At 60.3% G+C, this 25,864-nt stretch carries 21 protein-coding genes; 11 read left to right on the plus strand and 10 right to left on the minus strand.

The genetic code is table 11. The features are described 5' to 3' along the window. Nucleotides 1-48: 48 nt before the first annotated feature. Nucleotides 49-801 (minus strand): glycerophosphodiester phosphodiesterase, encoded by a 753-nt coding sequence (locus JF515_RS06780; protein WP_203102351.1) that lies wholly within the window; start codon nt 799-801, stop codon nt 49-51. A gap of 395 nt (nt 802-1,196) precedes the next feature. Between JF515_RS06780 and JF515_RS06785 the strand changes: the two genes are divergently transcribed. The 3 genes from JF515_RS06785 (at nt 1,197) to JF515_RS06795 (ending at nt 4,291) form a co-directional block, all read left to right on the plus strand. After that, on the plus strand, nt 1,197-2,363 hold the full coding sequence (locus JF515_RS06785) for a sulfotransferase family protein (RefSeq protein ID WP_203102353.1): 1,167 nt from the start codon (nt 1,197-1,199) through the stop codon (nt 2,361-2,363). A 91-nt stretch (nt 2,364-2,454) separates the two neighbouring features. Beyond that, nucleotides 2,455-3,591 (plus strand): glycosyltransferase, encoded by a 1,137-nt coding sequence (locus tag JF515_RS06790; RefSeq protein ID WP_238400902.1) that lies wholly within the window; start codon nt 2,455-2,457, stop codon nt 3,589-3,591. Between the two features lies 1 nt (nt 3,592). Further along, nucleotides 3,593-4,291, plus strand: a complete 699-nt coding sequence (locus tag JF515_RS06795) for a polysaccharide deacetylase family protein (protein WP_203102357.1) — start codon at nt 3,593-3,595, stop codon at nt 4,289-4,291. 7 nt (nt 4,292-4,298) lie between these two features. Here the strand turns inward: JF515_RS06795 and JF515_RS06800 are convergent, their stop codons facing one another. Together JF515_RS06800 and JF515_RS06805 are read right to left on the minus strand one after the other, a co-directional pair. Beyond that, on the minus strand, nt 4,299-4,469 hold the full coding sequence (locus JF515_RS06800; RefSeq protein ID WP_203102359.1) for a hypothetical protein: 171 nt from the start codon (nt 4,467-4,469) through the stop codon (nt 4,299-4,301). A gap of 57 nt (nt 4,470-4,526) precedes the next feature. Next, entirely contained in the window at nt 4,527-5,435 is a 909-nt protein-coding gene (locus tag JF515_RS06805) for a LysR family transcriptional regulator (RefSeq protein ID WP_203102361.1), read from the minus strand. A gap of 914 nt (nt 5,436-6,349) precedes the next feature. On the opposite strand from JF515_RS06805, the gene JF515_RS06810 reads away from it, so the two are divergent. The 3 genes from JF515_RS06810 (at nt 6,350) to JF515_RS06820 (ending at nt 12,526) form a co-directional block, all read left to right on the plus strand. Next, a complete protein-coding gene (locus JF515_RS06810) occupies nt 6,350-7,681 on the plus strand; it encodes an OmpP1/FadL family transporter (protein WP_238400904.1) in 1,332 nt (443 codons plus the stop codon). An 89-nt stretch (nt 7,682-7,770) separates the two neighbouring features. After that, complete coding sequence (locus JF515_RS06815) at nt 7,771-9,090, plus strand: OmpP1/FadL family transporter (protein WP_203102366.1); 1,320 nt, start codon at nt 7,771-7,773, stop codon at nt 9,088-9,090. Between the two features lie 178 nt (nt 9,091-9,268). After that, nucleotides 9,269-12,526, plus strand: a complete 3,258-nt coding sequence (locus JF515_RS06820; RefSeq protein WP_203102367.1) for an Ig-like domain-containing protein — start codon at nt 9,269-9,271, stop codon at nt 12,524-12,526. Between the two features lie 141 nt (nt 12,527-12,667). On the opposite strand, the gene JF515_RS06825 is transcribed toward JF515_RS06820, so the two are convergent. Beyond that, nucleotides 12,668-13,168, minus strand: coding sequence for a hypothetical protein (locus JF515_RS06825; RefSeq protein WP_203102368.1), 501 nt, complete (start codon nt 13,166-13,168; stop codon nt 12,668-12,670). 218 nt (nt 13,169-13,386) lie between these two features. On the opposite strand from JF515_RS06825, the gene JF515_RS06830 reads away from it, so the two are divergent. Then, nucleotides 13,387-13,623 carry a hypothetical protein gene (locus JF515_RS06830; protein WP_203102370.1) on the plus strand — a complete coding sequence of 79 codons (237 nt, stop codon included), beginning with the start codon at nt 13,387-13,389 and terminating at the stop codon, nt 13,621-13,623. A gap of 22 nt (nt 13,624-13,645) precedes the next feature. Here JF515_RS06830 and JF515_RS06835 read toward each other — a convergent pair whose 3' ends face one another. Then, on the minus strand, nt 13,646-14,314 hold the full coding sequence (locus JF515_RS06835) for a transposase (RefSeq protein WP_203102375.1): 669 nt from the start codon (nt 14,312-14,314) through the stop codon (nt 13,646-13,648). Nucleotides 14,315-15,112: 798 nt separating this feature from the next. Here JF515_RS06835 and JF515_RS06840 point away from each other — a divergent pair. From JF515_RS06840 to JF515_RS06850, 3 genes are all read left to right on the plus strand, one after another. Then, complete coding sequence (locus tag JF515_RS06840) at nt 15,113-15,598, plus strand: DUF192 domain-containing protein (protein WP_203102376.1); 486 nt, start codon at nt 15,113-15,115, stop codon at nt 15,596-15,598. Between the two features lie 368 nt (nt 15,599-15,966). Next, nucleotides 15,967-16,203 (plus strand): DUF4351 domain-containing protein, encoded by a 237-nt coding sequence (locus JF515_RS06845; protein ID WP_203102378.1) that lies wholly within the window; start codon nt 15,967-15,969, stop codon nt 16,201-16,203. 456 nt (nt 16,204-16,659) lie between these two features. Continuing rightward, nucleotides 16,660-20,397, plus strand: a complete 3,738-nt coding sequence (locus tag JF515_RS06850; RefSeq protein WP_203102379.1) for an Ig-like domain-containing protein — start codon at nt 16,660-16,662, stop codon at nt 20,395-20,397. A 405-nt stretch (nt 20,398-20,802) separates the two neighbouring features. Here the strand turns inward: JF515_RS06850 and JF515_RS06855 are convergent, their stop codons facing one another. The 4 genes from JF515_RS06855 to JF515_RS06870 form a co-directional block, all read right to left on the minus strand. Continuing rightward, nucleotides 20,803-21,519 (minus strand): hypothetical protein, encoded by a 717-nt coding sequence (locus JF515_RS06855; protein ID WP_203102380.1) that lies wholly within the window; start codon nt 21,517-21,519, stop codon nt 20,803-20,805. Between the two features lie 135 nt (nt 21,520-21,654). Continuing rightward, nucleotides 21,655-22,362, minus strand: coding sequence for a hypothetical protein (locus JF515_RS06860; RefSeq protein WP_203102381.1), 708 nt, complete (start codon nt 22,360-22,362; stop codon nt 21,655-21,657). A 282-nt stretch (nt 22,363-22,644) separates the two neighbouring features. After that, nucleotides 22,645-23,394 (minus strand): DsbC family protein, encoded by a 750-nt coding sequence (locus tag JF515_RS06865; RefSeq protein WP_203102382.1) that lies wholly within the window; start codon nt 23,392-23,394, stop codon nt 22,645-22,647. Between the two features lie 27 nt (nt 23,395-23,421). After that, entirely contained in the window at nt 23,422-24,132 is a 711-nt protein-coding gene (locus tag JF515_RS06870) for an FKBP-type peptidyl-prolyl cis-trans isomerase (protein WP_203102383.1), read from the minus strand. A 163-nt stretch (nt 24,133-24,295) separates the two neighbouring features. Between JF515_RS06870 and JF515_RS06875 the strand changes: the two genes are divergently transcribed. After that, nucleotides 24,296-25,120, plus strand: coding sequence for a type II secretion system protein N (locus JF515_RS06875; RefSeq protein WP_203102385.1), 825 nt, complete (start codon nt 24,296-24,298; stop codon nt 25,118-25,120). A gap of 40 nt (nt 25,121-25,160) precedes the next feature. Here the strand turns inward: JF515_RS06875 and JF515_RS06880 are convergent, their stop codons facing one another. Next, nucleotides 25,161-25,850, minus strand: coding sequence for a transposase (locus tag JF515_RS06880; RefSeq protein WP_203102388.1), 690 nt, complete (start codon nt 25,848-25,850; stop codon nt 25,161-25,163). Between the last annotated feature and the right edge of the window lie 14 nt (nt 25,851-25,864).

Here is a 25,864-nt window from a genome sequence, read left to right on the forward strand (position 1 = left end):
AAAACCTTGCCAATAGCCACTGTAGGAGCGGCCGGGCGGGGCTCCGCTTCAGTCGCGGTTGGCGCCGCGTTTATTGAAATGCGCGATGAAGCTGGTCGGGAAATCGGTGATGATGCCGTCCACGCCGAGCCCGGCCAGGCGCTCCGCCTCCACCAGATCGTTCACCGTCCAGGTGGACACTTTCAACCCCCGGCGCCGAGCGCGGCGCATTAGCGCCGGGGTCACCAGGGAATGGCGTGGCATCAGCCAGGCGCAGCCCAGGCCGGCGGCGCGCCGGGTGGGTTGCTGGTAGCGGTATTCCACCACGTAGCCGCGCTCCACCCGGGGAGTCATGTTGCCCAGCATGCGTAGAAAACCGGTGTGCTTCGAGGTCACCACCACCCGCTCATGGAGCCCCAGCTCGTCGATCAGTGCCACCAGACGGTGGGCAAGCCGGTGCAGCAGAGCGGACTCCGTGCCCTTCACCTCGAACTGAAAACGCATCGTCGGGCCGCACAGCTCCACCACTTCGCGCAGGGAGGGGATGCACACCGGGCTGTGCCAGCCGGGAGTGTCGTGGCGCGCGTCGAGCACCCCCAGTTGCGCCAGGGTGTAGTGGTGCGCCTTGCCCCGTTCGCCGGTGGTACGGGTAACGTGCTGGTCGTGCACCACGATCAGATGCCCGTCCCGGGACAGGCGTACGTCCAGCTCCACTTCGCGGGCACCGGCCTCCAGGGCGACCTGGAAACCGGCCAGGGTGTTTTCCGGGGCCTCGCCGCGGGCGCCGCGGTGGCCGACGATGGTAGGAATGCCTTGGTTCATGGGTCTCTTATGCAGCTATGCATCTATGCATCAGGCGTTGGGCGGACCGCCCGCCGGTTCGCCGGGCATTGTGCTTTGGCGCCCCGACCGCATCAATAGCCTCCGCCCATTTGTCACGCAATTGTCGCAACCGCCCCCGCCACGGTCTCCATGGAAGCAACCGTCGAAGCCCCCGTAGACCCCCCGTAGAACAGCCTGTAGAACAGCCTGTAGGAGCGACTTCAGTCGCGATAACGGCTTGGCTGATCGCGACTGAAGTCGCTCCTACAGTCGCTCCTACAGTCGCGCCTAGGGGCGCGGCGCGGACCGTCCGGCGTTGAGCGGAGGCCCGTTGTCATGGAAGAGTCATGTTGGGCCTGCTAGGGTTGGCCCACCGCGAACCGCCGGAGACCGGGATGGGTTCCCTGATCAAGGCATACGCGGTGCTGTTCGTGCGCTCCTGGAATCCGGACTACGACGGCACCGTAAGCGGCGTCTCGCCGCGACGCTGGCTGGTGATGGCCGGCTTCTGGCCCCTGTTCCTCCTGGTGCAGGCGGTCAACGGCCTGGGGCTGCTGCTCGACCATCTGCTGTTTCCGGATTTCCGCCGCGTGCGGGTGCGCGAGCCGCTGTTCGTGGTGGGCGTGCCGCGCAGTGGCACCACCTTCCTGCACCGGCTGCTGGCCGCCGACGACAAGCGCTTCACCACCACCGCCCTATGGGAGCTGATCTTCGCCCCCTCGGTCACCCAGCGCTGCCTGTGGCGCGGGGCAGGGCGCCTGGATGCCCTGTTCGGGCGTCCGCTGGGCCGGGCCTTCCAATGGCTGGAGCGACGCCTGCTGGGCGGCCTGGACGACGTCCACGAGACCGGCCTGCGCGATCCGGAGGAAGATTACCTGGCGCTGCTGCCGGTGCTCGGCTGCTTCCTGCTGGTGCTGGCCGTGCCGGACCCGCGCCTGTGGCGGCTCACCTACGCCGACCGGGACCTGCCGGCGGCGGAGAAACAGCGCCTGATGGCCGCCTACCGGCGCTTCGTGCAGCGCCACCTGTATTTCCACGGCGATCACCTGACCTTCCTGTCCAAGAACCCGTCGTTCACGCCGTTCATGGCGACCCTGGCGGCGGCCTTTCCGGATGCCCGCTTCATCGGCTGCCTGCGCAACCCCACGGCGGCGGTGCCCTCGCAGATCAACTCCATCGTCATCGGCGCCCGGGTGTTCGATGGCCGTGACACCGCCGCCTACTGGCGCGAGGGCTTCCTGGCCATGCTCGACTACTACTACCGCCATCTGCTGGAGCAACTGGAGCGGCTGCCACCGGAGCGCCAGGCCTTGTCCGTGATGGAAACCCTGGCCGCCGAGCCGCGCGCCACCGTGGAGGGGTTCTACCGGCGCTTCGGGATGACCCCGTCACCGGCCTACCAGGCGCGGCTGGCCGCCGAGGACGAACGCGCCCGGCGCTACCGCAGCGGCCACCACTACTCCCTGGAAAGCCTGGGGGTGGCCCCGGAGCGGCTGCGCGCCACCTTCGGCTGGGTGTACGAAAAATTCAGTTACCCCTTGCCCGGGGTTGAACACGAGTGACATTTTTCTTGTCACAAATCGGAAATAAGTGGTACTCATACTGCCTGCTATGAAAACAAAAGACCTGCGAGTACTTTTTGTCGTGGACGCCATGAAAGGCCGCAATGGCGTCGGTGCCTACTTCCAGGATCTGGTGACGCACCTGGGCCAGGAGGTGGAACGAGCCGAACTGGTCTGTCCCAGCCTGGAAGAGCCCCACCCGTGCCAGGGTCTGTCCGTGCCGATTCCCGGCGACCCCACCCAGCGGTTGTTCTTCCCCAAGATGCGGGAACTGAGCGCCCTGGTGTGGGAGATGAAACCCCATGTGATCGTCATCCCCGGCCCCGGGATTTTCTCGCTGGGCGCTTACTGGATCGCCGGCAAGCTTGGCATTCCCGTGTGCGTGACCTTCCAGACCGACTATGACCGCCTGGTGCAGCTGTACTGGGGCCCGCGCCTGGCGCGGCTGGCCGGCGGCCTGCTCAACTGGCTGAACCGCACCATGTTCCGGGGCAGCAGCGCGGTGGCCACCATCTGTGAAAGCATGATCGCCGATGCCCGCGCCGCCGGCGCCCGCCATCCGCAACTGGTGGGCACGCCGCTGGGCGCGGAGTTCGTCAACAGTGCCGTGACGCCACTGGCCGACACCGTGGACTCAGTGCTCTATGTGGGCCGGCTGGCGGCGGAAAAGAACATCGAGCATTTCCTGGCCCTCGCCGAGGCGCACCCGGACTGCCGTTTCACCGTGGCCGGCGATGGTCCGCTGCGTGGCCTGGTGGAACAGCGTCGCAAGGAGCTGCCCAACCTGAATTTCCTGGGCTGGTGCAGTCGTGAACGGGTGGTGGCGGAGCTGGATGCCCACCAGGTGCTGGTGCTGCCCTCCGCCGTGGAGGCGTTCGGCACCGTGGCCCTGGAGGCCCTGGCCCGCGAACGCCTGGTGATCACCACGCCGGTCTGCGGCATCAATCAGTGGCCGGCCCTGGCCCGGGCTCTCACCGTGGCCGAGCCCGGCGAACGCCTGGCCGACACCCTGACCCGCCTGCGGGCAATGACGCCGGAGCGGCGCCGCGAGCAGGCTCGCGCCGGCCGCCAGGCCGCCCTGGCCATGAACCGCGAGGCCGTGGAGGGCTGGCTGCAAGTGCTCGGCGGCTGCGCGCGACAGGGCGCCGCCATGCCCAAGCCGCGCCGTTCACCGACCCTGGCGGTGCTGCGTCGGCTGAGCACCAGCCAGGCCCGCCCCGGGCTCTGACATGGCGCTTTCCGGGCTTGTTTCCATCCATGATGTAATGCCGGAAACCCGTGAGCGGGTGTCCGAGCTGCTGGAGCGGCTGGTGGACATCCCGGCCGGGGCGATCACCCTGCTGGTGGTGCCCGGTCGCGACTGGCACGCGGACGATCTGGACTGGCTCCGCGACCTGAGCGCGCGGGGCTACCCGCTGGCCGGCCACGGCTGGCGGCACCGCTGCGACCCGCCGCGCACCCTTCACCACCGCCTGCACAGCCGCTTTATTTCCCGCGACGTGGCCGAGCATTTGTCCCTGGACGGCGCCGCCATCGCCGCCTTGATCCAGGACTGCCACCGCTGGTTCGTGGAGCATGGACTGACGCCGTCGCCACTGTACGTGCCGCCGGCCTGGGCGCTGGGGCGCATCGAGCCACGCGCCCTGGCGGCGCTGCCGTTCCGCTACTTCGAAACCCTCGGCGGTGTATACGACGCCCGGGAACGCCGCTTTATCCGTTTGCCGCTGGTCGGGTTCGAGGCGGATACCGCCTGGCGCGCCTGGAGCCTTAATCTGTTCAACCGCGCCAACCTGGCGGCGGCGCTGCTGAGCGGGCGCTCACTGCGGGTGTCGATTCATCCCGGGGATCTGTACTACAAGCTGGGTGGGCAGGTGGAAGCCTGGGTGCGCCGGCTGGACCACACGCTGGATTACCCGGCGCTGGCCTGAGGTGGACCTAGCCGCGCACGGCGGTGGGGCGGCGGGGCAGGTCCGCGTCGGAGGAAGAGCTTTCACCGCCGATGGTGGGCCCGTCGGCGGCGGAGGGATCGCTGGCGAAACCGGCCCCGGGCATATAGAAAAACGCCGCCAGAAGCAGCAGCACCCGAGTCAGAAATCTGGTTTTCATGAAGCCCCCTCCCCATGTGACCCGGGGAGACTAACGCCTGAGGCGTGAAGATCGCGTTCAGCCGGCGCTTGCCTGCAGCCGTTCGGCGCGGTCTTCCAGGAACGCCACGAAAGCGCGGGTCTTGGCCGGGATCAGCTCACGGCCGGCGTACACCAGATAGAAATCCAGATCCGGCGCCCGGTAACCGGGCAGCAACCGCACCAGTTCGCCGCTTTCCAGCTTGTCCTCGATGTCCCACAGGCTCTTCATGGCGATGCCCTGACCGTCCAGCACCCACTCACGCAATGTTTCGCTGTTGTCGGTGATCAGGCCGCCTTTTACCCGCACTGAATGGCGTTTGCCGGATTCATCCTCCAGCACCCAGAGGTCCTTGAAAGAGCCCGGGCAATCCAGAATCAGGCAGGCGTGTTCCTTCAGTTCCTGGGGCGTGGTCGGCGCCGGGTGGCGTTGCAGATAGGCCGGCGAGGCGCACGGCACGCAGGGGTTGCGCAGAATGCGCTTGGCCACCAGGGAGGAGTCCTGCGGCTGGCCGATCACGATGGCCACGTCCACCTGGCCGGCGCCGGTGTCCGGGTCGCGGTCGCCGAAATTGAGCTGCACGGAAAGATCCGGGTACTGGGCCGCGAATTCCGACACCAGCGGCGCGATCCGGCGCCGCGCCAGGCCGATGCTCGACGTAATGCGCAACACACCCTGCGGTTGCAGGCTGCTTTTGCTGACCTTGGTGACCACCGCGTCCAGTTCGTCGAGCAGCCGGTCGACGTGTTCATAAAGATCGCGGCCCTCGTCGGTAAGCTTGAGCCCGCGAGAATTACGCACCAACAGGCGCACGCCCATTTGCTGCTCGATACGGGTGATGTATTTGCTGACCGAAGCAATGGAAAGGTCCAGCGTCTTGGACGCTTGGGAGATGGTCCCTGCTTTGACAACCGCCACGAAAATGGCGAAATCCGCAAGCCGTTTCATCGCGCATTCCCTTTTTGTTGTTTACACCTGATTTCGTTTTTTTAATAACCGCGCCGAGGCACGGTGAAGCGGGGTGCATGTACGTCCATCCATGAACGTTGTTGAGTATGGCACACTCGTTCCGCTACGACCATAGCCGGAGGAAACACCGGTTTTATCCTTTGAGTACACCGGACCCCGCACCAGAGCGAAGGCCGCCCCTTTCCGTTTTGCCGCCAGCAGGCCCGGTTTTCCCGCCAGCGGCCGATGTCATGTTCCTTTAGGTAACACCTGTAAACAAGGTCAACATCGAGCATGACGATGTTTCCTACATTATAGGATTAAGGAAAGGATTTTGCCCAAAAAGATACAAAACAATTGTTTGTGTATATTTTTTTGCCGGTTTCTCCGCCCAAACAGCCTTGGACTTGCCGGGCCATAAGTGTTTACATCTGTGCTTGTGCTGGCCAGGGTTCGCCGTCGACGGCGTAATTCGCGGGGTTAAGGGAAAAGCGGCCTTTTCATTTTTTGAAAGGCTCCTTTTCATTGTTTTTGTGTTTACGGTCTCATCGTCGACCCACTAGGATTCTGTCAGTCTCCCCGTTGTCATTCCGGCGTCCGGGCAGGGCGCCAAAAAAACAACAAACGGACAAGAAATCAGCCGTGTCTGAAACGCGGTGAAGTACAACAAAAAAGAAGGAGGTCGAGAACGAATGTTCTTTGTATCGACAAGCCAGGACGGCGCATCCGTTCCCCCAATATCAACACACCGCTTCGTTTAAACGCCTTACTCCCGGCGGCTCTAGCCGTGGAGACCGTTTAACGCGGCGCTATGATCCTTACCGGAAATGTAAAAGCTGTGCTAATGGTTGAGCTGCGGTCACCCGGCTGCGTTCATCAAGAAGAACAACATCAGGTAGAAAGGTTGTCTAACTATGAAAAAATCGATAATCAAAACAATCCTGTTGCCCGCGGGAATGCTGGCTCTCGGCTCGCCCGCGCTCGCCAATATGGGCAACACGGGCACCACCTACGGTCTGTTCCCGTCGGATATTGCTTCAGCCCAGGCGCTCTCACTGTTCAGCACGAACACGTCCTCCACTTACTACAACCCCGCCAACCTGGTGCGGGATCGTCGTAGCGAGGTAACCGGCGCGATCTTCCACGCCGAGCACGAGCTGAACACCGAAAGCCCGAACCCCGCCTACGACGGCAACATTCTCGACACCCCGTCGCAACAACTGATGCTGGGGCTCAAGGCGGACCTCAGCGGCCTGATGAAATCCGAACACCCGATCTACCTGGGCTTCGTCGCCGGCGTGGATCGTTACGGCAAGGAAATGCTGGCGTTCAGTTCTTCCGCGGAAGGGGACAACGCTCAATACTTCCAATACGACCGTCAGCCGCTGTTCCTGGCCGCCAGTATCGGCACCAACGTCTGGCGCGGCATCAAGTTCGGCGCCGGCGTGCAGGTGACCCTGCACAACGACGCGGAGCTGTTCATCACCAACGACCTGGGCGGCACCACCACCTACGAGCGGGTGAGCGTGCAATCCAGCCCGCAGTTCCGGCCCCTGCTTGGCCTCACCATGAACGTCGGCGAAACCTTCTGCCACGTCGAGGATTGCTGGCTGGACAAACTGCACACCGCCATCAGCTACCGCGCCTCCGCGGATCAGCAGACCTCGGTGTCCTCCAACGCCATTATTCCGGGCGCGGTGGGCTCGCCGGGTATTCCGATCGAGGTCAACAATGTCATCGATTCGTTCCAGCCGGCGGTTACCGCCGCGGGCTTCCAGTACGACTTCGGTGCCTGGCGTCTGGGCTTCACCGCGGAGTACCAGGAATGGTCCCGCTTGGGCAGCAAGCTGCGTGACGACACCATCAAGGACCAGGCCGGCCTGGAATTCGAGGACATTTTCGTGCCGCGCGTGGGCCTGGAAATCGACCTCAACGACGTCTTCATGGTCACCTCCGGTGTCGCCTGGGAAAAATCCCCCCTCAAGAACAACTCTTCCCTGGACGTGAACTACGTCGACGCCGACCGCCTGGTGGTGGGCGTGGGTATCAGCGCCAACTTCAAACACGTACCCATGATCGCGCACCCGGTCACCATGAGCTTCGGGTATCAGTACCAGCAGCTCGACGAGCGTGATTTCCAACTGAGCCGCTCGCAGCGGCTGGGCCAGCCGGACCAGACCTACGGAACGGTGACCACGGACGGCGAAGTGAACGTATTCGCCGGCTCCATCACCATGAAGTTCTAACCGGCTAAACGAATACGGTGGGTACCACAATGCGAAATAAAAACTACCAATACGACAATAAGCAGAACAGGGTTAAGAGGTCCGCTTCTATGAGCCGCAATTCGACACCAACCAACCTCCTGTCCGCGGGCATCATGCTCGCGCTGAGCTCCACTGCCGCGGCCGGCATGAGCAACGCGCCGTCCACCTATGGCATGTTCCCCTCGGATGTGGCATCGGCTCAGGCTTTCTCCATGTTCAGTGACAAGGCCAACGCGGTGTTCTACAACCCGGCCGCCCTGGCCCAGGACACCCGCGGCCAGCTCACCGGCGCCATCCTGCATGGCGAACCGGACGTCGGCTACACCGACGCCACCGGCCCGGGGCCGCGCAGCAAACGCCTGAACAACGAGCCTTCCCAGCAACTGATCCTCGGCCTCAAGGCCGACGCCAGCGATCTGCTGACCACCGGTCATCCGATCTATCTGGCGCTGATGCTCGGCAGCGAGAAATACGGCCGCGAGATGCTCGCCTTTGAATCGCAGACTTCCCGCGACGGCCAGTACCTGACCTACGGCCGCAACCCGCTGTTCCTCAACGTGGGCGCCGCCACGCCGATCTGGCGCGGCATCGACTTCGGGGCCTCGGTGAACATCACCCTGGAGAATAACGCCGATCTGGATTCCTACATGGAACTCAGCGGTGAGACCTCCAAGGAAAACCTGGATGTGTCCGCCGAGACCTCCTACCGGCCGATCGTTGGTATCAGCGTGAACTGGGGTGAAACCTTCTGCCCGGACGGCTGCTGGATGGACAAGCTGGATACCGCCTTCGCGTTCCGCGGCTACTCCAAGACCACTACCTCCATCGCCGCCACGCCGACGGTGCCTGGGCTGATCAATGCGCTGCCGATCCGCGTGGTCGACGTGATCGAGGGCTATCAGCCGGACATCTACAGCGTCGGCATTCGCTACGACATGGGGCGCACCCGTCTGGCCTTTACCGGTGAGTACCAGACCTGGTCGGATCTGTCCGAGGAGTTCGCCGGGGATACCGTCAAGGACCAGGGCAACCTGCAGTTCCAGGACACCTTCGTACCGCGCGTGGGCCTGGAGTTCGACTTCACTCCCAGCTTCATGTTCACCACCGGCGTGGCTTGGGAGGAATCGCCCCTCGAGGACCAGACCTCCCAGGACGTGAACTACCTGGACGCCGACAAGCTGGTGGTGGGCATGGGCCTCTCCGCCACCTTCAAGAACCCGCCGCTGCTGGCCTGGCCGCTCACCGTGGACCTCGCCTACCAATACCAGAAGCTGGATGAGCGCCGGTTCGACATCAACACCACGCAAAGCGGCGATCCGATTCCGGATTCCGTCAAAACCGAAGGGGAGGTCAACGTCTTTTCAGGCTCCGTGACACTGAAATTCTAGGACGGAATTTCACCAGCTCCATCACTCGAAATCGTAAACAGAGGGCATTATGACAATTCGAATCCTCAACTCGGCCGCGGTGGCCTTATCCACCGCGGTACTCCTTTCTGCGTGTGGAGGAAGCGGAGATTCCGCCGGTGGCCGTGCCGCCGACCCTGCCACGCAATCCCAGGGCCTGGTGTACGCCTATCCCGGCGACGGCCAGAGCGAAGTGTCCACCGCGGCACCGGTGATCCTGCGTTTTTCCGCGAGTGTCGGTGTCGCCGACGCCGCCGCGGCCATCCGCCTGTATGAAGGTGATGCCGACGGTCGCGAAATGACTCCCAACTTCGAGGAAGTGCAGGGTGAGAGCGGTAACGTGATGATCGTCCCCGAGGACGATGATCCGTTCAAACCCAACCAGCAATACACCCTGGTCATTGACGGGCTCACGCTCGCCAACGGCGGCGCGGTGGCGGACCGCACCCTGCGGTTCAGCACCCGGGCCCTGCACCAGGGGCCCAAGGAGCTGGTGGTGACCGATATGGATAACTTCGAGGTTATCCGCGCCTTCCCCAACTTCGACAACCTGAGCGTGCCGGCGGCCCAGCAGGGCTTCGCCGCCATGGATTTCTCCAGCTTCCGTCTGCAGATGTCGCAGCCCGTGGATCGCGACACCGCCGTCTATGGCGAGAGCGTCACCCTGACCCACGGCGCCGACGATGAGCAAGTGCCCGCCACCCTGCTGGTCGACGGCCGCTACCTGACCATCGATCCGGAGCCGGAATACCTGGACCCGACCCAGACCTACACCCTGACCCTGGGCGCCGATCTGGCGAGTATCTATGGGGTCAACTTCGACGAGCAGCGCTTGCGCTTCAAACCCCAGGACACCTCGCCCCGTGGCGAGCCCACCCGACTGGTGCAACGGCTGACCGTGGGCGGACAATCCCGGCTTACCGGCCGTGACGTCAACCAGGTGCCGGTGAACGGCACTCTGCTCGGCGAGGACGCCAACATCACCCAGGCCCGCGCCGAGTCGGTGGTGGCGGAGCTGGCGGACGCCACCCGGTTCGCTGAAATCACGCCCATCCGTCTGCCGAAAGGCACGGTGCTCAGAGGCGATGAAATCAGCCCCATCATGATCGGTGGCGAAGTCGCCGCTGGCTTCGGGTCCGGCGATGTCACCATGACCCTGCTCTCCGACGCCACCGGCTACATGATGGAAAACCGCTATTCGGTCGGCGATGAGAGCGCATCCCGAATGATCCAACTGATGATGGACGTGGGCATCGCGACGGAGGAAGCGCGGGCCAACGGTGCCTTCACCCAGGATCTGCTGCACATCGAACTGGTTGGCCTGGCCGACATTGATACCGACGCCGGCGTGCTGAACGTGGACGCCGTGAGCGTGGTCGAGCCGGATATTCTCGGCCAGGAATTCGGCTACGGCCTGCTGAGCTTCCAACTGCAGTCCTATGAGGATCAGGGCAGCGCGCCCACCGCCCAGGCGGACACCGTCGGACCCACGCTGCAAAGCTGGATGCCAGGCGACAAGACGAATCTGCAGAAGCCGGGTGATCCCATCGTGCTCAATTTCGACGAGCCGCTGGCGCCGCGTTCCGTGGCCGGCAAGGTCACGTTGTACAAGACGGACAATAGCGGTGTCGCGGAACAGCCCATTGACGTGATGGTGGATGGCGCCTCCGTGGTGGTGCGCCCCCGTGAGCCACTGCGTCTGAGTGAGGAACTGAACCCGATCCAATATCGTATCCAGGTAGCGTCGGGGGTGACGGACCTCGCGGGTAATGCCCTGGCCGTACCGCTGGACGAGACCTTTGAGCTGGCCACCCGTGTCGAGGAACTTATCGGCGGGACGGACAACTTTGGAGAGCCGGTGGAAATGGTCGAGTGGTCTCCGGTGATCACCAGCCTGTACCCGGGTTACCCCTGTGTGCTGGACGAGAGCACCCGGGACATCGCCAACGGCCTGGCGGGGCGGTGCCTCGGTGGCTTCACCGGTATCACCGCCGAACAGTACCCCGACCTGACCCTGATGCCCGCGGATATCCAGCCCGCCGACGATGTGCTGCCGATCAGCCAGTTGCCCGCCAACCGGCCGGTGATCGTGCGTTTTTCCAAGGATATCGACCCGAGCAGCGTGGTATATGGGAGCAGCTTCGTGGTGGAGGAACTCGATGACAGCGGCAACGTGGTCGGTGAAGTTCAGGGGGATATTACCCTGGGCGCGCGTGACATCACCTTCTGGCCGGCGTCACCGTGGCAGGAGGGTGGCTACTATCAATATACCCTCGGCTCCAACGGCGACTGGAGTTCCAGTGACGCTCAGTGCGGGGATGAGGCGATCTGCGGCGTGGACGGGCTGCCGCTGCAAACCCGTCAATTGGCGCAGGTAGAGATCGAGCGGGCCTTTTCTCCGATGACGCGTGCTACCTATGTAACGGCGACTACCGTGACGGAGGCCGATGGTGGCGGGGAAGACCTCACCCAGATCTTCCAGGGGGCCAGCGAGACGCACAACGTGCTTCAGTCCCTGGTGAACTTGCCGACCGCGGACGTGAATGCCAACTTCGAGCATGAAATGAATCACACCGTCGAGGAAACCGGGCCCAATGCCACGGGGTTCACGCCCTTTGAGTACGCCGTGCAGGAGCCGGTACCCGGTGACGAACCGGACCCCTACACCGATCCCGCGATTGACCCGGACGGCGTGCGCCCGCTGCCGAACAGCGCGAAGATACTGGTGAGGACCCCGGGAGGTCTGCCCAACGGCCAGGCTCAACCGCCATTTTTCACACTGAATAGTGGCACGGTCGGATGCGGTTTCAATTATCCGGCCCCGGCGGATCAAACCCCGGACAGCGTCGCCGACCCATTGGTGTGCCCCAAGGAAAAATTCACCTATCTGACCGCCGCCCTGAACGCGGAAGTCACGGATGAATTCGTGGAGGGCCAGGGGCTCAAGGTTCTGATCTGGCCGGGTCGTATCCTGACCACCAGCTTCCGGGTGTATCAGAACCTCAACACCACCATGGTTCCCGTACCCTCTGGCCTGCAGATCATGAGGATGCGTTATCAGGAAGATGGTAACGGCCAGCGCAACCAACCCATTGAAGCCTGGATCAAGGATGGCGCGGACGGTCCGGTTCTGAGTGCCGAGAATGTGGATCTCTATCTGGATGCGCCCTTCCTCGAACGCAACCTGTTCGGTTTGACGGTTTACCACAATATCTACAGCTACCCGGTTACCATGTCGCTGTCCGGGGATGTGAAGTTCCTCGACGACGGCCGCATGGTTGTTGAGCAATTCAACACCGAGGATGTACCGGTCGATGTGAAGTTCTTCGCCAACGTGGGGTTCCAGGCTGGTTTCCTGGACCTCTTGATCCCTCAGCGTGGTAGCTTCATCAGCTACGTATCAAGCCCGATCAAGTAATCCGGGCAAATAACCAGGGGCGGGCCTTCCTATGAAGGCCCGCCCTTTTTTTTGAAGACAACGTAGGAAAATGGACCCATAAAAGAAGGCCGGGGCTGAATAGCCCCGGCCTTGGTTCGGGTGAAGCTGTTTACCCGATGATTACGGGTAGATGTTGATGTCGGTGCCCTGTACTTCCAGGTCGCCGGTTACGGAGCAGATGCCGAAGCTGGCGTTGTTCAGAGCGAAGAAGGACGGATCGGCATCGGTCGGCGTACCGTTGGAGAAGCCGGCGGTGATGTTGCCGCTACAGGTAACCAGGCCACCGTAGATTTCAACTTCAACACCGTTGAGAGGCAGGGTGTAGTTGCTGGGGTCCGCGGTACCGGTCCAGGGGAAGCCCTGCAGCTCGATGTTGCCACACACGGCGGAAGCGCCGGAAACACTGCCGGTGGTGACGCTGACGTTACCAGAAGAATCCACGTCGCCGGTCAGGCTCAGGTTACAGGTGGCGGTCACGAAGCTCGCGGACAGCGTGGTCTGACCCTCGAAGGTGTAGGTCCCCGGATACTGCACGTCGATCGCGTGAGCGTTCACGGCACCCATCAGAGCCACGACACCGGCGGCACCAATCATTGCTTTTTTCATCATCTTGATAGACATGAGAGTGTCCTCTTTTTTTCCGTTTGTAAGGATGGTTGCCACGGCGTTTCTTTACTTCTTCCATGCTCGCCGTGACGTCGGCCCGTGAGTTGTTGTTATTGCCCCCCGAGCCGACAACTTCAAAGTTAGTGGAGGTGGAGTGAGAGGAAAATAGAAAACGCCGAAAAGGGGACGCTCGTTTCCACCGAAAATAAAAAAACAATGAATATCAGGAACTTGTGAACAAACATCCCGGTACAGGTGTAAACAAATTGAGTGGGATTCGTTTCGCTAAAAAAGGGGTTTTTGTGAACCGGGGCACCATTGCCGCATCGCTCACCAGTGATAAAAGCGGTAAAGGAAGAGAAAAATATCGACGTTTAAAGTGTCTGGTTGATCCGGGCGTTACCGTTGGTAACGCCGGTCATCGTGTGGAGGAGAGGGGAGGGGCAACGCGGGAAACCAAAGGATCATAAGGTCAGAGAGAGAAACGGATGTTCACCTATTGGTCAATGAGTGAGCCGTTTTGAATTCCCGGTAAGCGTCCTGTACGAAGCGCGGCGAGCCGGTCAGCAGGTTACGGTGTATCGCCTGATGAATGGCATCCAGATCGTCCGTGTCCAGGGCTTCCTTGATGTAGGCGCGGTAGGCGCGGGCGCGCTCTTCGATGGTGTCGCCCAGGCGAAGGTATTCCCGCGGGTCGTCGAGCCAGTAACGGTCGCTCTTGCCCAGGCGCATACGGTAGCTGCTGTGCCGGTAATGGAAGGCGGAGCTGGCCAGTTGTTCCATGGCCGGCAGGCGCTCGATATAGCACATGGTGGCGAGCAACCACTGGCCGGGCTCCACCGGGCTGGCACGGAAACCTTCCTCCCAGGGCGAACTGATCCGTCGCAGGCTTCGCTGGCGCAGGGTGGCACGGCAGGAAAGCGCCTTCACAAAGGAGGAGATGTGCCTGGCTTTCTGCCTGGGCCGTACCAGTAGATGAATCCGGTCCGGTAGAATGGTCCAGGCCATCAGATCCAGGTCGTAGCGTTGTTTCAGTTGCCGGATCTGGCTGTAACAGTGCCGGTAGTCGGCTTCGTTGAGAAAGACACGCTCGCCTTGACGGCTTTTGCGCATCAAATGGTGGGGATAGTCCTCGAGCAGCAAGCGCTCCGTGCTGGACATGATGACTCTCCTTCATCACGAAATTTTATCCGTGAGGTCACGAAAGCGAGATATCGCCAACTGCGCGTGATCGCCTCTTATTGTTCTATCGTGGCGGGCCGCCGCCGGCCCCGGTACGGGTACCGGCTAGCCGGGCGTGTCCGTCCGGCCGCCGCGCCGTGGCGGGGTGCCGGCGAGGTACAGCAGGGCAGCCCGGCGCCAAGGTGGCTGTGGCGTTTTGAAGGGAGTGCCGCCCGGAAGCCGGGAAGCGGAGAGGGTATTCGATCTGGGGATGGCCATGAGACCTCCTGACGTTCCGGGTCTGGCTTAACCGGGGGTAAAAAGGGGAGGCGGGGTGCGCTCCGTGCGACCCCGCCGCGGGGCTTTACCTAGCCACGGTTACCGGGAACGTTTCTCTTTTTTTCGAGTGACATGAGATTTCCTTATTCCTTTTGTATACGCCCGGCGGGTTTTTCTTCCATGCCCGTGGGCGCATGCCGCTTTTTTCTGGCGACCGATAAACCCTAGTCGAAAAGCGGAGCACCGGGAATCCAATTTTTTGAAAAGCTGGTTTGCAAATAAAGAAAACAAGGGGGTTTTGGGACTGGAATGCCTAGCAAATTCAATAAGTTACACGTCCCCTTTGCCGGGATGCCCGATGATGAACGGTATAAAATATCTGATAAACGGCATCCCGCTGTAGAGGCGGAGACAAAACCTTGTATCCTGTGCAGTTGTGCTGCCGTCCAGGCCGTGGTTAGCCTTTACTAACCGGCTCTCTGCGAATAAAACATTTATCGGCGTCCGGAAATGACAGCAATGGAAATCCAAAAGGCGGTATCAAAGACTCTCGCGGCGGGCCTGGTATTTTGTTGCGCACCGCTGTTCGCCGCCCCGGCGGCCACGGAAACCCTGTGCGTGGCGCATATTAAACCACCTCTGCGGGTGGAAGTGGCGGCGACGCCGCAGGCTCGCCAACGGGGCTTGATGCAGCGCGAGTCCCTGGCCTCGGACAGGGGCATGCTGTTCCGCTTCGATCCTCCGGCCCGGGCGGAGCAGGGCTTTTATATGTACCGCACCCTGATCCCGCTCGACATCGCCTTCCTGGACGAGAGTGGGCGTATTCTGGCGCTGCGCACCATGACGCCCTGCGAGAGCCGGGACCCCCGCCGTTGCCGGGTTTATCGCCCGGGCACCGACTACGCCGCGGCACTCGAAGTCAACGCCGGGTTCTTCCGCCACCACCAGATCGCCGTGGGCGACCACATCCGGCCATCGGAACGGGGCCGCTGCACTCCGGAGTAAGACTTCCCTCCGGCACCCCTTACAAATTCAATGTCCAATCGCTGACAGCCTTTTCCTCGATTCCCCACAGTCATCGGGGCCTCCCTGGTGTCACCCTGCAGTTTCAACACAAGGAGGTGACAGGTGGCGCAAGACGTGCCGGAGTCCAACACGGGCCAGCGCGTAGTGGACAAACTGGTGGAGGTGGCGCTGGTTGGGGGCGGCGCTACCGTGCCAAGTACCGCCTGATCCGGCTGCTCTATGGCCACGGTTGGGAAAAACACCGTATTATTCAACTATTACGCATCATCGATTGGCTCATGGCGTTGCCACCACACCTGGAACAAAGCCTGCGGCATCGCCTCACCGTCATCGAAGGAGAAGGGCACATGCAATACGTGACAAGCTTTGAGCGTCTCGCCAAGGAAGAGGGCATGCAACAAGGCATGCAGCAAGGCATGCAACAAGGCCAGAGTAAACTGCTGCTGCTCCAGCTCACTCACCGCTTTGGCCCCCTGCCGGATGATGTGCGCCAACGGGTGGAGCAGGCCACGGTCGAGGAAATCGATACCTGGGCGGGCCGGATTCTCGATGCCGGGTCGTTGGAGCAAGTGTTCGAGGGCTGAGGAGGGCGGCTCCGGCGCTCTTGTTTCTATCGGTAACAAATGTAGATATAGGCCGCTTGGCGGTTATTCCGTCCCCTTTTACTGTTTTGTTCATTTGCCTTGACGGTTTTTTGATGAATACACAAAACGACCGTTATGAAGGGTGCTAACCCATTCAATAAGAAAGACTTTTTATTATCTCCGTCCCCTTTTAAAGGTTGTCCCTGAAAACCCAATTTAACGTCTCTCCTGCCTATACACCCCTCCTGCCCGCTGGCTATTCTCGAACAGTGAATGTGAACGTGTTTCCACTATGGGCGAAACGCCATGGGGGTGCATCGAACAACAACAACAACGCCAATCAAGGAATCGCTCGCCAGCAACCAGGGCGGGTGATGGCTATTTCCAGTCCGAAAAGCCGATATAAAAAAGACGTTGATAACAATGAGGTTAAGTATGAAACGTCGAGGAGCGACCATGATAAGAAAGATAATGCCAGTGGCCCTGGCCTTGCCCACGGCCGTCATGCTGGCCGCCTGCGGGGGGGGATCCAGCAGTCCTTCCGGTAGCGCCGGCGAAGCCGCGCAAAACGCATTGACCTATTCCTACCCGATTCAGGACCAGCATGAAGTGCCCACCCCCACGCCGGTGGTGCTGCGCTTCTCCCAGAGCATCGAGGGCCAGGGGCTTGAAAACGACGTGGTGCTGCGCCAGGGTGGCCAGGCCGTAGACACCGACAGCCGCCTGACCGCCGATGGCCGGTCGCTCATCCTCACCCCCACCGGCAAGCTGGATTACCACGCCGACTATGTGGTCGAGTTCCCCGACGACACCGACATCACCGGTGTGCAGGACATCCGCTTCAGCACCCGCGCCGCGGAAGAAGGCATCAAGGCCAACGTCATCACCGCCGACACCATGGACGTGACGCGCGCCATGCCCAGCGGCGGCGAGCAGGACCCGATGATGGATTTCTCCACCATCCGCCTGCAGTTCACCCAGCCGCTGGAAGAGAAGACCCTGGTCTACGGCCAGGGCGGTGACAGCACCGTGCGCCTGCTTGACCGCAACGGCGACCTGGTGCCGGCCTGGATGGTGGTGGACGGCCCTTACCTCACCATCGATCCCAAGGAAGACCTCACCGCCGGGCAGTCCTACCGCCTCGCGTTCGAGGACGGCGCCATCGAGAGCATCTACGGCGAAAGCTTCGCCTTCCCCAACGGCAACCGCTTCCGCTTCAACCCGGCCAGCTCCCTGGCCGAAGGCACGAGCCCGGATCAGCGGCCGCTGCCGCTGGTGCAGCGCATCACCACCCCGGGCGATCAGGGCGCCGGCAACGGCCTGTCGCCGCTCACCGGCGAGGAAATCAACAAGATCCCGGTGAACGCCGTGCTCCTCGGCGATGCCGAGACCACCAACATGGCCGCCACCCAGCAGGAAGGCGACCTGCTCGGCGACCTGGCGTTCCTGCCGGACTGGCCCACCGTCTCCCCGCTGCGCATCCGCCGGGGCACCCTGCTCACCGGCAGCAGCATCGACGTGAAAATCGGCGGTGAAGTGGACGCCGGCTTCGACAGCGGCGAAGTGCGCGTGCACTTCCTCTCCGACGCCAACGGCTACCTGATCCCCAACATCTACGATCCGGAAGGCCCGCGCATGGTGCGCCTGTTCATGGACGTGGCCATGAGCACCGAGGACGCCATCGCCAACGGCGGCGTCACCCAGAACATCACCCACCTGGAACTGGTCGGCACCGTCAGCACCGATACCGACGCCGGCGTCATCGACATCAACGCCGTGGGCGTGGTGGAACCGATGATCCTGGGCCAGGAGCGCGGCTACGGCACCTTGAGCTTCCAGCTGCAGACCTACCGCGACCAGACCGAGCAACTGGTGGAAGACGTTCGTCAGCAGCAGAACGACACCACGCCGCCGACGCTGCAAAGCTGGATGGCGGACCAGACCTCGCCGGAGATGCCGGTGGATGAAAGCGGTGATGCGCTTTCCTGGTTCCAGGCTCCGAGCGAGCCCATCGTACTGAACTTTGATGAGCCGCTGAGTGCCGAGAGCCTGCGTGAGCCGGGTGCTTTGAGCATGACCCGGGACGGCGCCCCCGTGGAGATGACCTTTACGGTGGATGGTGCCGCCGTGGTGATTCAGCCGGAGGAAGAGCTGCGGTACACAGCTAAAGAAGACAATCCGGAATATCAGATTCAGCTCGGTAGCCAGATTACCGATCTGGCTGGTAACAACTTCGTGCCGGAAACCTTGACCTTTAAGCTGCCGGGCGAAGTGACAACTAGACGCGTTCATAATAATCAGGGCGAATATCCCGAGCAGGAGGACGTGCAAACCAACTCGCCAATGGTTCTCAGCGCTTACCCGGGTTACCCCTGTGTCCTGGACTCTGCGGATCGGGATCTGGCCAATGGGTTTGTCGGCCGCTGCGCCGGAGGTCCCGGCGACTGGCCGAACGAGGAATACCCGGTGAATGCCTTAAAGCAGGACGACAATTTGCCGCTGATGACTCTTCCGGCGAATCGGCCGATTGTGCTGCAATTTACGAAGGCGATCGACCCCGCCAGCGTCTCGCTGGGCGGTAGCTTCAACGTAGTCCGTGTTGATGAAACTGGGCAGCCGATTGATGGAGAAACGGTTCCGGGGTCTCTAACAGTCGAAGGTCAACGTATTACCTTCGTGCCGGATGAACCCTGGATGGATGGCCAATACTACAGCTATACGCTTGGCTCAAATAACAGAGCAGATAATCCTGCGGACGGCTTCGGGCAAAACCGGATTGATCAATTTATAGGTAGCAAGGAGGCGGTTTGTGACGGTAGCGAATCGATCTGCGGTAAGGACGGTCTCCCCCTACGCACTCAACCGCTAGGTATAACCAGGCGAGAACCGATTGAAGTCGATGACGGCGGCGGCTTGGTTAGACTGGTTGCCGATTCTAAGATAATGAACAGCTACTATGTGCCAAATGCTGGTGGCCCGGATATGGTCATCTTCTTCAAAGGGGCGAGTGCCAGTGACGATGTGTTGCAGACGCTACGCACGAGTCCCGATGTCGACACCAATGGGAATCTGATTCATGATGCGGAGAACATGGTTGGTAAGCTTAGTCCGGTAGTGCCCAGTACTGCTGATTTCTATGACACAGAAGGCCGCGTCGCCAGCAACGTTACGACTAGACCCGACGGCACATACCCCACCGTAATGTACCCCTTCGAGGAAGCAGTACCGAACGTGCCTGACCCCAATGCGGACCCTGTTTATGACCCCGAAGGCGTTCAGGGTCTTCCTAACAGCGCTAAAATCCTTTCCTTGAATACTCGGGGAACCGAGCCGCCGGAGATACCCTGGTATGCGGAGGGGGCAAACCCCGCTGTAGATCTGTTCGGCTTCTATGGATACAGTGCTTTGACGTCTGTCGATGGTGCCAACGTGGGTTGTGGCTATAATGAAGTTTATGACCCCGAGACTGGTGAAACTGGGTATCAAGATGTGGCCCTCGTTGACCCTATGACGGTAATCGCGAATATTTCGGCGAATCGATATCCACAAAGCGAGCCCACACTCTGCCCTGAGAAAAAGTTTACTTACCTAAAAATGGGCTTGAACGCGAGCGTGGGCCAATATGATGAGGAGAAGGAGGCGATCAAGGTTGAGATATATCCTTCGCAATCGATATCTACCTCGTTTGTAACCTATGCGCGAAATGCAATCATCGGCATACCAACGCTAATTGTGTCTTCGGGAGAGCAAATCATGAGAATGCGGTATGCCAAGGATGATCCGCTCTGTGAAGATGATGCTCAGTCTGCGCCCTGCGCCCGAACTAAGCCGATCACCGCTTGGATTAAAGAGGGTAGTGATGGGCCGATCCTTGCCGCAGAGGTGGATTTATACATTGATGCTCCTATCCTCGGCCCAAATCTCGGCAACAGCACATTTAATATGAGTCATACGCTGCATAGCTATGAAGTTACCATGTCGCTGACAGGACCCGTTTCCTTCCTTGATGACGGCAGAATGATAGTTCAGCAACGTAACGAAAACCCGCTCGATATTGATATGCAGGTGTATTTCGTCCGTCCAGATGGAAATTCACAGGTGAATGGGGCTCCTGCGGGTCGCATTCCCTATCGTATCCCGGTGGATGGCGTCTTCCTGCAAATGATTTCCGAACCCATCAAAAAAATGGAGTAATTTTCAAAAAAATTTGGCCGCCTGTTTGGCGGCCTTATTCAAAATATACTTAATCGTTTAATAGCGTTTTCCAATTTTTTAAGAACGCCCGATTCACTGCATCGGGCGTTTTTTTGTGGAGGAATTCGGGCTTTAAACGCCGGCGGTTTCGTTGATTCTCGTATGTCCTCTATTTTATTTTTCTGGACTGGTCAACGACATCATACAGGCAGTCTTACCTCGTTACTTTTCTCATGATACCGACCTCGGCTCCAACAATACTCGCTCTCCGCCAACCAGCAGCACTGTAAGGTGTTATGTCTATCCAGGGGAGTTTACACGGGGAGAGCGCCGGCAAAGCGCAAGGGGACGCCCAACGTTTGGCCAGGTAGGCCGCAGTCCTGAACGCAATGTTGATGGCTCTTGTCAGTAGATTTCCAACGATGTGGCGTTATCGATGGTCAGGACGCCGTCGATCGAGCAATCCTGTTCCTCTTCATCACAGTTGTAGAGCGGGCTGCTGAAAGAAAAGTTGGCACCGATACCCGGTGTGAACACCACACCATGGAGGTGCTCAGCGTTGACCAAATTACCGACAAGAGAGACGTCAACGCTAATATCGCCCAAATTGCCGATGTAGGTGGATGCGTTCGGATCATACGGAATGAAGCTGTCACAGTTATCCTCGAACGGGCAGTGCGCGGTAATAGTGGAATCTTTTGAATACCACGGGAAGCCGCTCATAGTGATGAAGTTACACACAAACTGGCCAGGTGAGAGATCGGCTCTGCTCATTTTCACGCCGATGCGCCATGCGCCGGTGGAGTCCTGGCACTTCTTCACTTCGCCGCTCAAGGTCAGATTGCAGCCATAAGTTACAACGTCGCATTCCAAGTCTAAGTCGGTGCCTAAGAAATCGAACTCACCACCGCCCTCTGCCTCAGGACGGCCATGCCAACCATCGACATGCCCACCGTTGCCGTTGAAATGATAGATGTTGCCGTTAATCTCCGTTTCGATACAGGGGGCGGGGCCCACATGGGGCTGAGGGCAGGCACCTGTATCCCAGTTCGCTGCCGAGAGGCTGGAAAGAAAGCTGGCAGCCACACCTAAGAGCGATGGAAGAAGAATTTTCTTTCTCATGATTATTGACTCCTTTACTGTCCATTCTCGTCCATGAAAAAGCCCCGGCAGGGCCGGGGCTGGATGGGTAAGAAGCGTTCGGCGCCAGCCTGATGGTGCGGCAGCCGGCGTCGAACGTAATGCGGCTAACCGCTCTTATTGGACATCCAGGGACGTGGCGTTGTCCACGGTCAGGACGCCGGTGATAGAGCAGTTCCCGGTTTCACTGCAGGTGTAGAAATCGCTAGCGAAAGCAAAGTTGGCACCAACACCCGGGGTGAACACCACACCATGCACATGCTCGGCGTCGACCAGGTTGCCAACAAGAGAGGCGTCAACGGTGATGTTACCAAAGTTACCGGTGTAGGTGGACGCATTCGCGTCATACGGAATGAAGCTGTCGCAGTCGTCCTCGAACGGGCAGTGAGGAGTAATGCTGTCGTCTTTTGAGTACCACGGGAAGCCACTCACCGTGATGAAGTTACACAGAAAATCGCCAGGTGACACGTCGGCTCCGGTCACTTTCACACCAATGCGCCATGCACCGTTGGAATCCTGGCACTTCTTAACTTGCCCGCTCAGCGTTAGGTTACAGTTAGGGCTTGCCGCACTGCATGACAGGTCCACATCGTCGCCTGAGAAATCGAAGTCACCGCCACCTTCGGCAGCGGGGCGACCGTGCCAGATGCCGGCGTGGCCGCCGGTGCCGTTGAAGTGGTAGGTGTTGCCGTTGATTTCGGTTTCGATACAGGGCGCGGAGCCACCGCCAGGGCAGGCACCGGTATCCCAATCCGCGGTTGCCACGCCAGAGAAGGACCAGGCGGCCATACCGAGAAGTGCTGAAAGTAACAGTTTCGTCTTCATGACAAAGTCTCCGTAATTGTTTGTCGTTCGTATGCTGCAGAATGTACTGCCATTTCAACGTAGCAAGGTTTTAGCGGCGGTTCCGCAGTTCGGCGGGGTTTAATTAGGGTGTTTGCGGGATGGCCTTTTTAATCAGGCACTTAACCCGCTTCTTATGACCCTTGATGGGGGTGGTTTTTGGGTTGAAATGCTTTATACCCGAGATTTTTCGCCATGGGGTGTGGGGTTAATAGGGTGGAAATAGGGCCGGCATTTCATAGTGACATGCCGGCCTGAGCGCTGTCAGTTTCTGAGACCAGTGATGTTGGCGATGGCGGTGGTAAGCTCATCCGGTGTCATGTAGCCGCCCAGGTTCCTGCCATCGTCGGCGAAAACGGAAGGCGTGCCGCTGACCCCCAGCGTCTGGGCCATGGTGTATTGATCGCCCACCGGGGGGCGGCAAGGCAGAACCTCCTGCGAGAAGGGTCTCCCGGAGAATGAATCTGTGATAGCGGCCTGCGGGTTCTCGGAACACCATATCCTGGACATGCTGTTGGCCACGGAGCTGTCGACGCCCGCCCGTGGCAGGGCTAAATAGTGCACGGTGATGCCCCGGTCGTTGATCTCGTCCATATGGGCGTGGAACTTCTTGCAGTAAGGGCAGGTTATGTCCGTGAACACAAATATCTCGTGTTTTTCCTGGCCGTTGGCGGCAAAGGTAATGGTGGTGCCCTTGTCCAAATTCTTAAGAACTTGTGCCCGATCTTGCCGCTCCCGCTCTTCAGTGTGGTCTTGCCAGGAATCGCCGGTGAACGTAAGCAGGCGGCCGGAGAAAACATGGTCGCTGCCCGGTTCGGCATAGAGGAACTCGCCATTGCTCAACTTGATTTCCTTGATTCCTTCTATCGGACTGTCGTTGATGGCCTCCACGCTCAGGTTCGGGTTGGTGGTGGCCAGCGCCTTCTCCACCCGATCGCGAAGATCCGCCGTAGCCAGATTCGGGAGTGTCAGTGCGATAAGCAGAGCGCTGAGTGTGTAACGATATGGTTTCATGGGTATACCCCCTTCCAATGGTGGTTGTCAGCTTCTGTCGATCACTTCGACCAACTGCAGTTCATAGATCAACGTGGATTGCGGCGGCACTTTGCCGCGTAGGCCCTTTTCGCCATAGGCTAGTTCCGGGGGGATGAACAGGCGCCATTTCTCGCCTTCCTTCATGTGCGTCAAGGCCTGTTGCCACCCCTTGAGAGCGACGCCCATGTTCACGCGCACGGCTTCGCCGTGGGCCAGGCTGCTTTCCACGAAGGTACCGTCGATCAGCGTGCCAGCGTAATGCACGCGGACCGCATCGTTAGCGTCCGGTGTGGCGCCGCCGCTGGATTCCTTAAGGACTTCATACTGCAGGCCATTTGATAGGGTTTTCACGCTGGGGCGTTGCTTGTTCTGCTCCATAAACGCCTGGCCTTGCGCCGCGTTGCGGGCCATGGCCTGCTGTTTTTCTTCTTCTACCCGTTGTTTGACCTCTTCCTGATAGGCGCTGGATGCCGCCCTGGCCTCTTCTTCACTGAGGCGCAAGTCGTTGCCTTTTAACCGGTCACGCACTGCCTGTAGGAAAAGGTCTGGATTGAGGTCGTTTCTGGCGAGGGTGTCGCCGAGTTGCTCGGCCAGAAACATGCCGGATGCATAAGATGCTTTTTGCTGGTTGGTTTCCAGCTCGGTAGTCGTTGGTGGGTTGTGGCTGCACCCCGCGAGGATGGCCAGGGGCAGCGCGCCGAGGATAAGGATTCTCATGATACCTCCTGATTGTTGTAATGGATGCCTTTCCGACATCAACTTAGTGCTTCCGTGAGTTCTTCTGGTTTATTGCTCTTTGTTGTCTTCAGTAAAGAGAGCTATATATTATTTAAGTTCCTTGTAAAAAATGTCGTAAACCATAAAAAATTAGCGGGTGCGTATGAAAGGTCAGAAGATAATTACTAAGTGCCTGTTTTTGGCGGCATTGTTTTTTTTATCCCTTATTTTCTTTTTCGCGAACGAAAGGAATGGCACGGATGATGCCGGCCAAAAAACGGAACGCCCTTCGCCGGCTCTTACCCCCCGGGCGGACCGTGCGGAGCGCGCGGCGAGGGTGGCTCCCCCGCCGGCGGTTGAAACGCCCGCCGCCTTGTTGTCCAAGGAGCAGGTGCCGGGGGAACCGGTGGACGTGGGCTCCCTGGCCCTGCTGGCTGTCTTTCAGGCGCACAGCCCGCTGGCGTCCGCGGTGATCCATGTGGAGGGCCATGGGGCGCACCGCTATCACGTCGGCGCGGAGTTGCCGGAGGGCGGCGTGCTGGCCGCCATTCGGTCCACCGAGGTGGTTATCGAGGACGCCGGTCGTCGCATCACGCTGCGCATGGCTCTCCTGGGTGGTAGGGGCAGAGCCGAGGTCTCCGATGCCGAGGAAAATCAGCCCGCTTCGGGTGATGGTCCGGAACTTCCCCAGCAGGTGGTCGATATGCTCAATAAGCTGGATTTGACGCCGGTTAGTGAGGTCGCGCCGGAAGGGTATCGGGTTGGAGAGGATTTCCCCAAAAGTGGAACCCAGGAAGTCGGCGTTAAGCCGGGGGATACCATCGTGGCCATCAATGGTTATCCCGTCGGCGAGTACCATAGCGATTACCTGGTATGGCTTTCGTTCAGGGATTCTCATCAGGCTAGCGTGCTGGTTCGTAATGAACAGGGCGAGGAATTCAGCTTCCACTACCCGGATGACCTGAAAGGTGCCGGCCCGGGTGGCTGACCGCCGTGGCCGGCCCTCGCCGGCCACGGCATCCGGTTGCTCAGGCATCGTCATGTTCCCGGGTCAGTTCCTTCTCCACCCCTGACAGGCCGTACTTGCGGTACACCTCCTTGATGAAGCGGACCGAGCCGATCAGCCGGCAGCGCTTCACCGCGTTGGCGATGGCTTTCTCTTCCTCCGCGCTCAGGCCATTGCTCACGTAAGTGCGGTAGGCTTCCGCGCGTTCCTCGATGTCGCGCCCCAGGCGCCGGTAGATCTCCGGGTCGCTGAGCGAGTAGCGCTCGGTCTTGCCCAGCCGCATTCGATAGCTGCTGTACCGGTAGTGATAGGCCGATGGCGCCAGCTCGTGGACGATGGGCAGCCGCTCGATGTAGCACATGGTGGTGATCACTGGCTGGCCCGGTTCGATGACGCTGGAGCGATAGCGGGTTTCCCACGCGGAATCGCGCCGGTGCACCTTCTTGCGCCGTAGCGAGGCACGGCACGTCAGCGCCTTCATGAACCGCGACACCGCCGTCGCGTCGTCCTCGGGCGAGGCCAGCACATGCACGGAGTGGGGCAGCAGGCAGTAGCCGTGGATGGCCAGGCCGTGCTCGATGCTGAGCTCGCGCATGTCGGCGAGGCAGTGGGTGTAGTCCGATTCGTCGATAAAAACCGGTTGGTTGTCCGCGCTTTGGCGCATCAGGTAGTGCGGGTGTTCCGCAAGCAGAAAGCGATCCTTACCAGACATGATGAATCTCCTTT

The organism is Alloalcanivorax marinus (assembly GCF_016785095.1).
GTDB classification, from domain to species: Bacteria; Pseudomonadota; Gammaproteobacteria; order Pseudomonadales; family Alcanivoracaceae; genus Alloalcanivorax; species Alloalcanivorax marinus_A.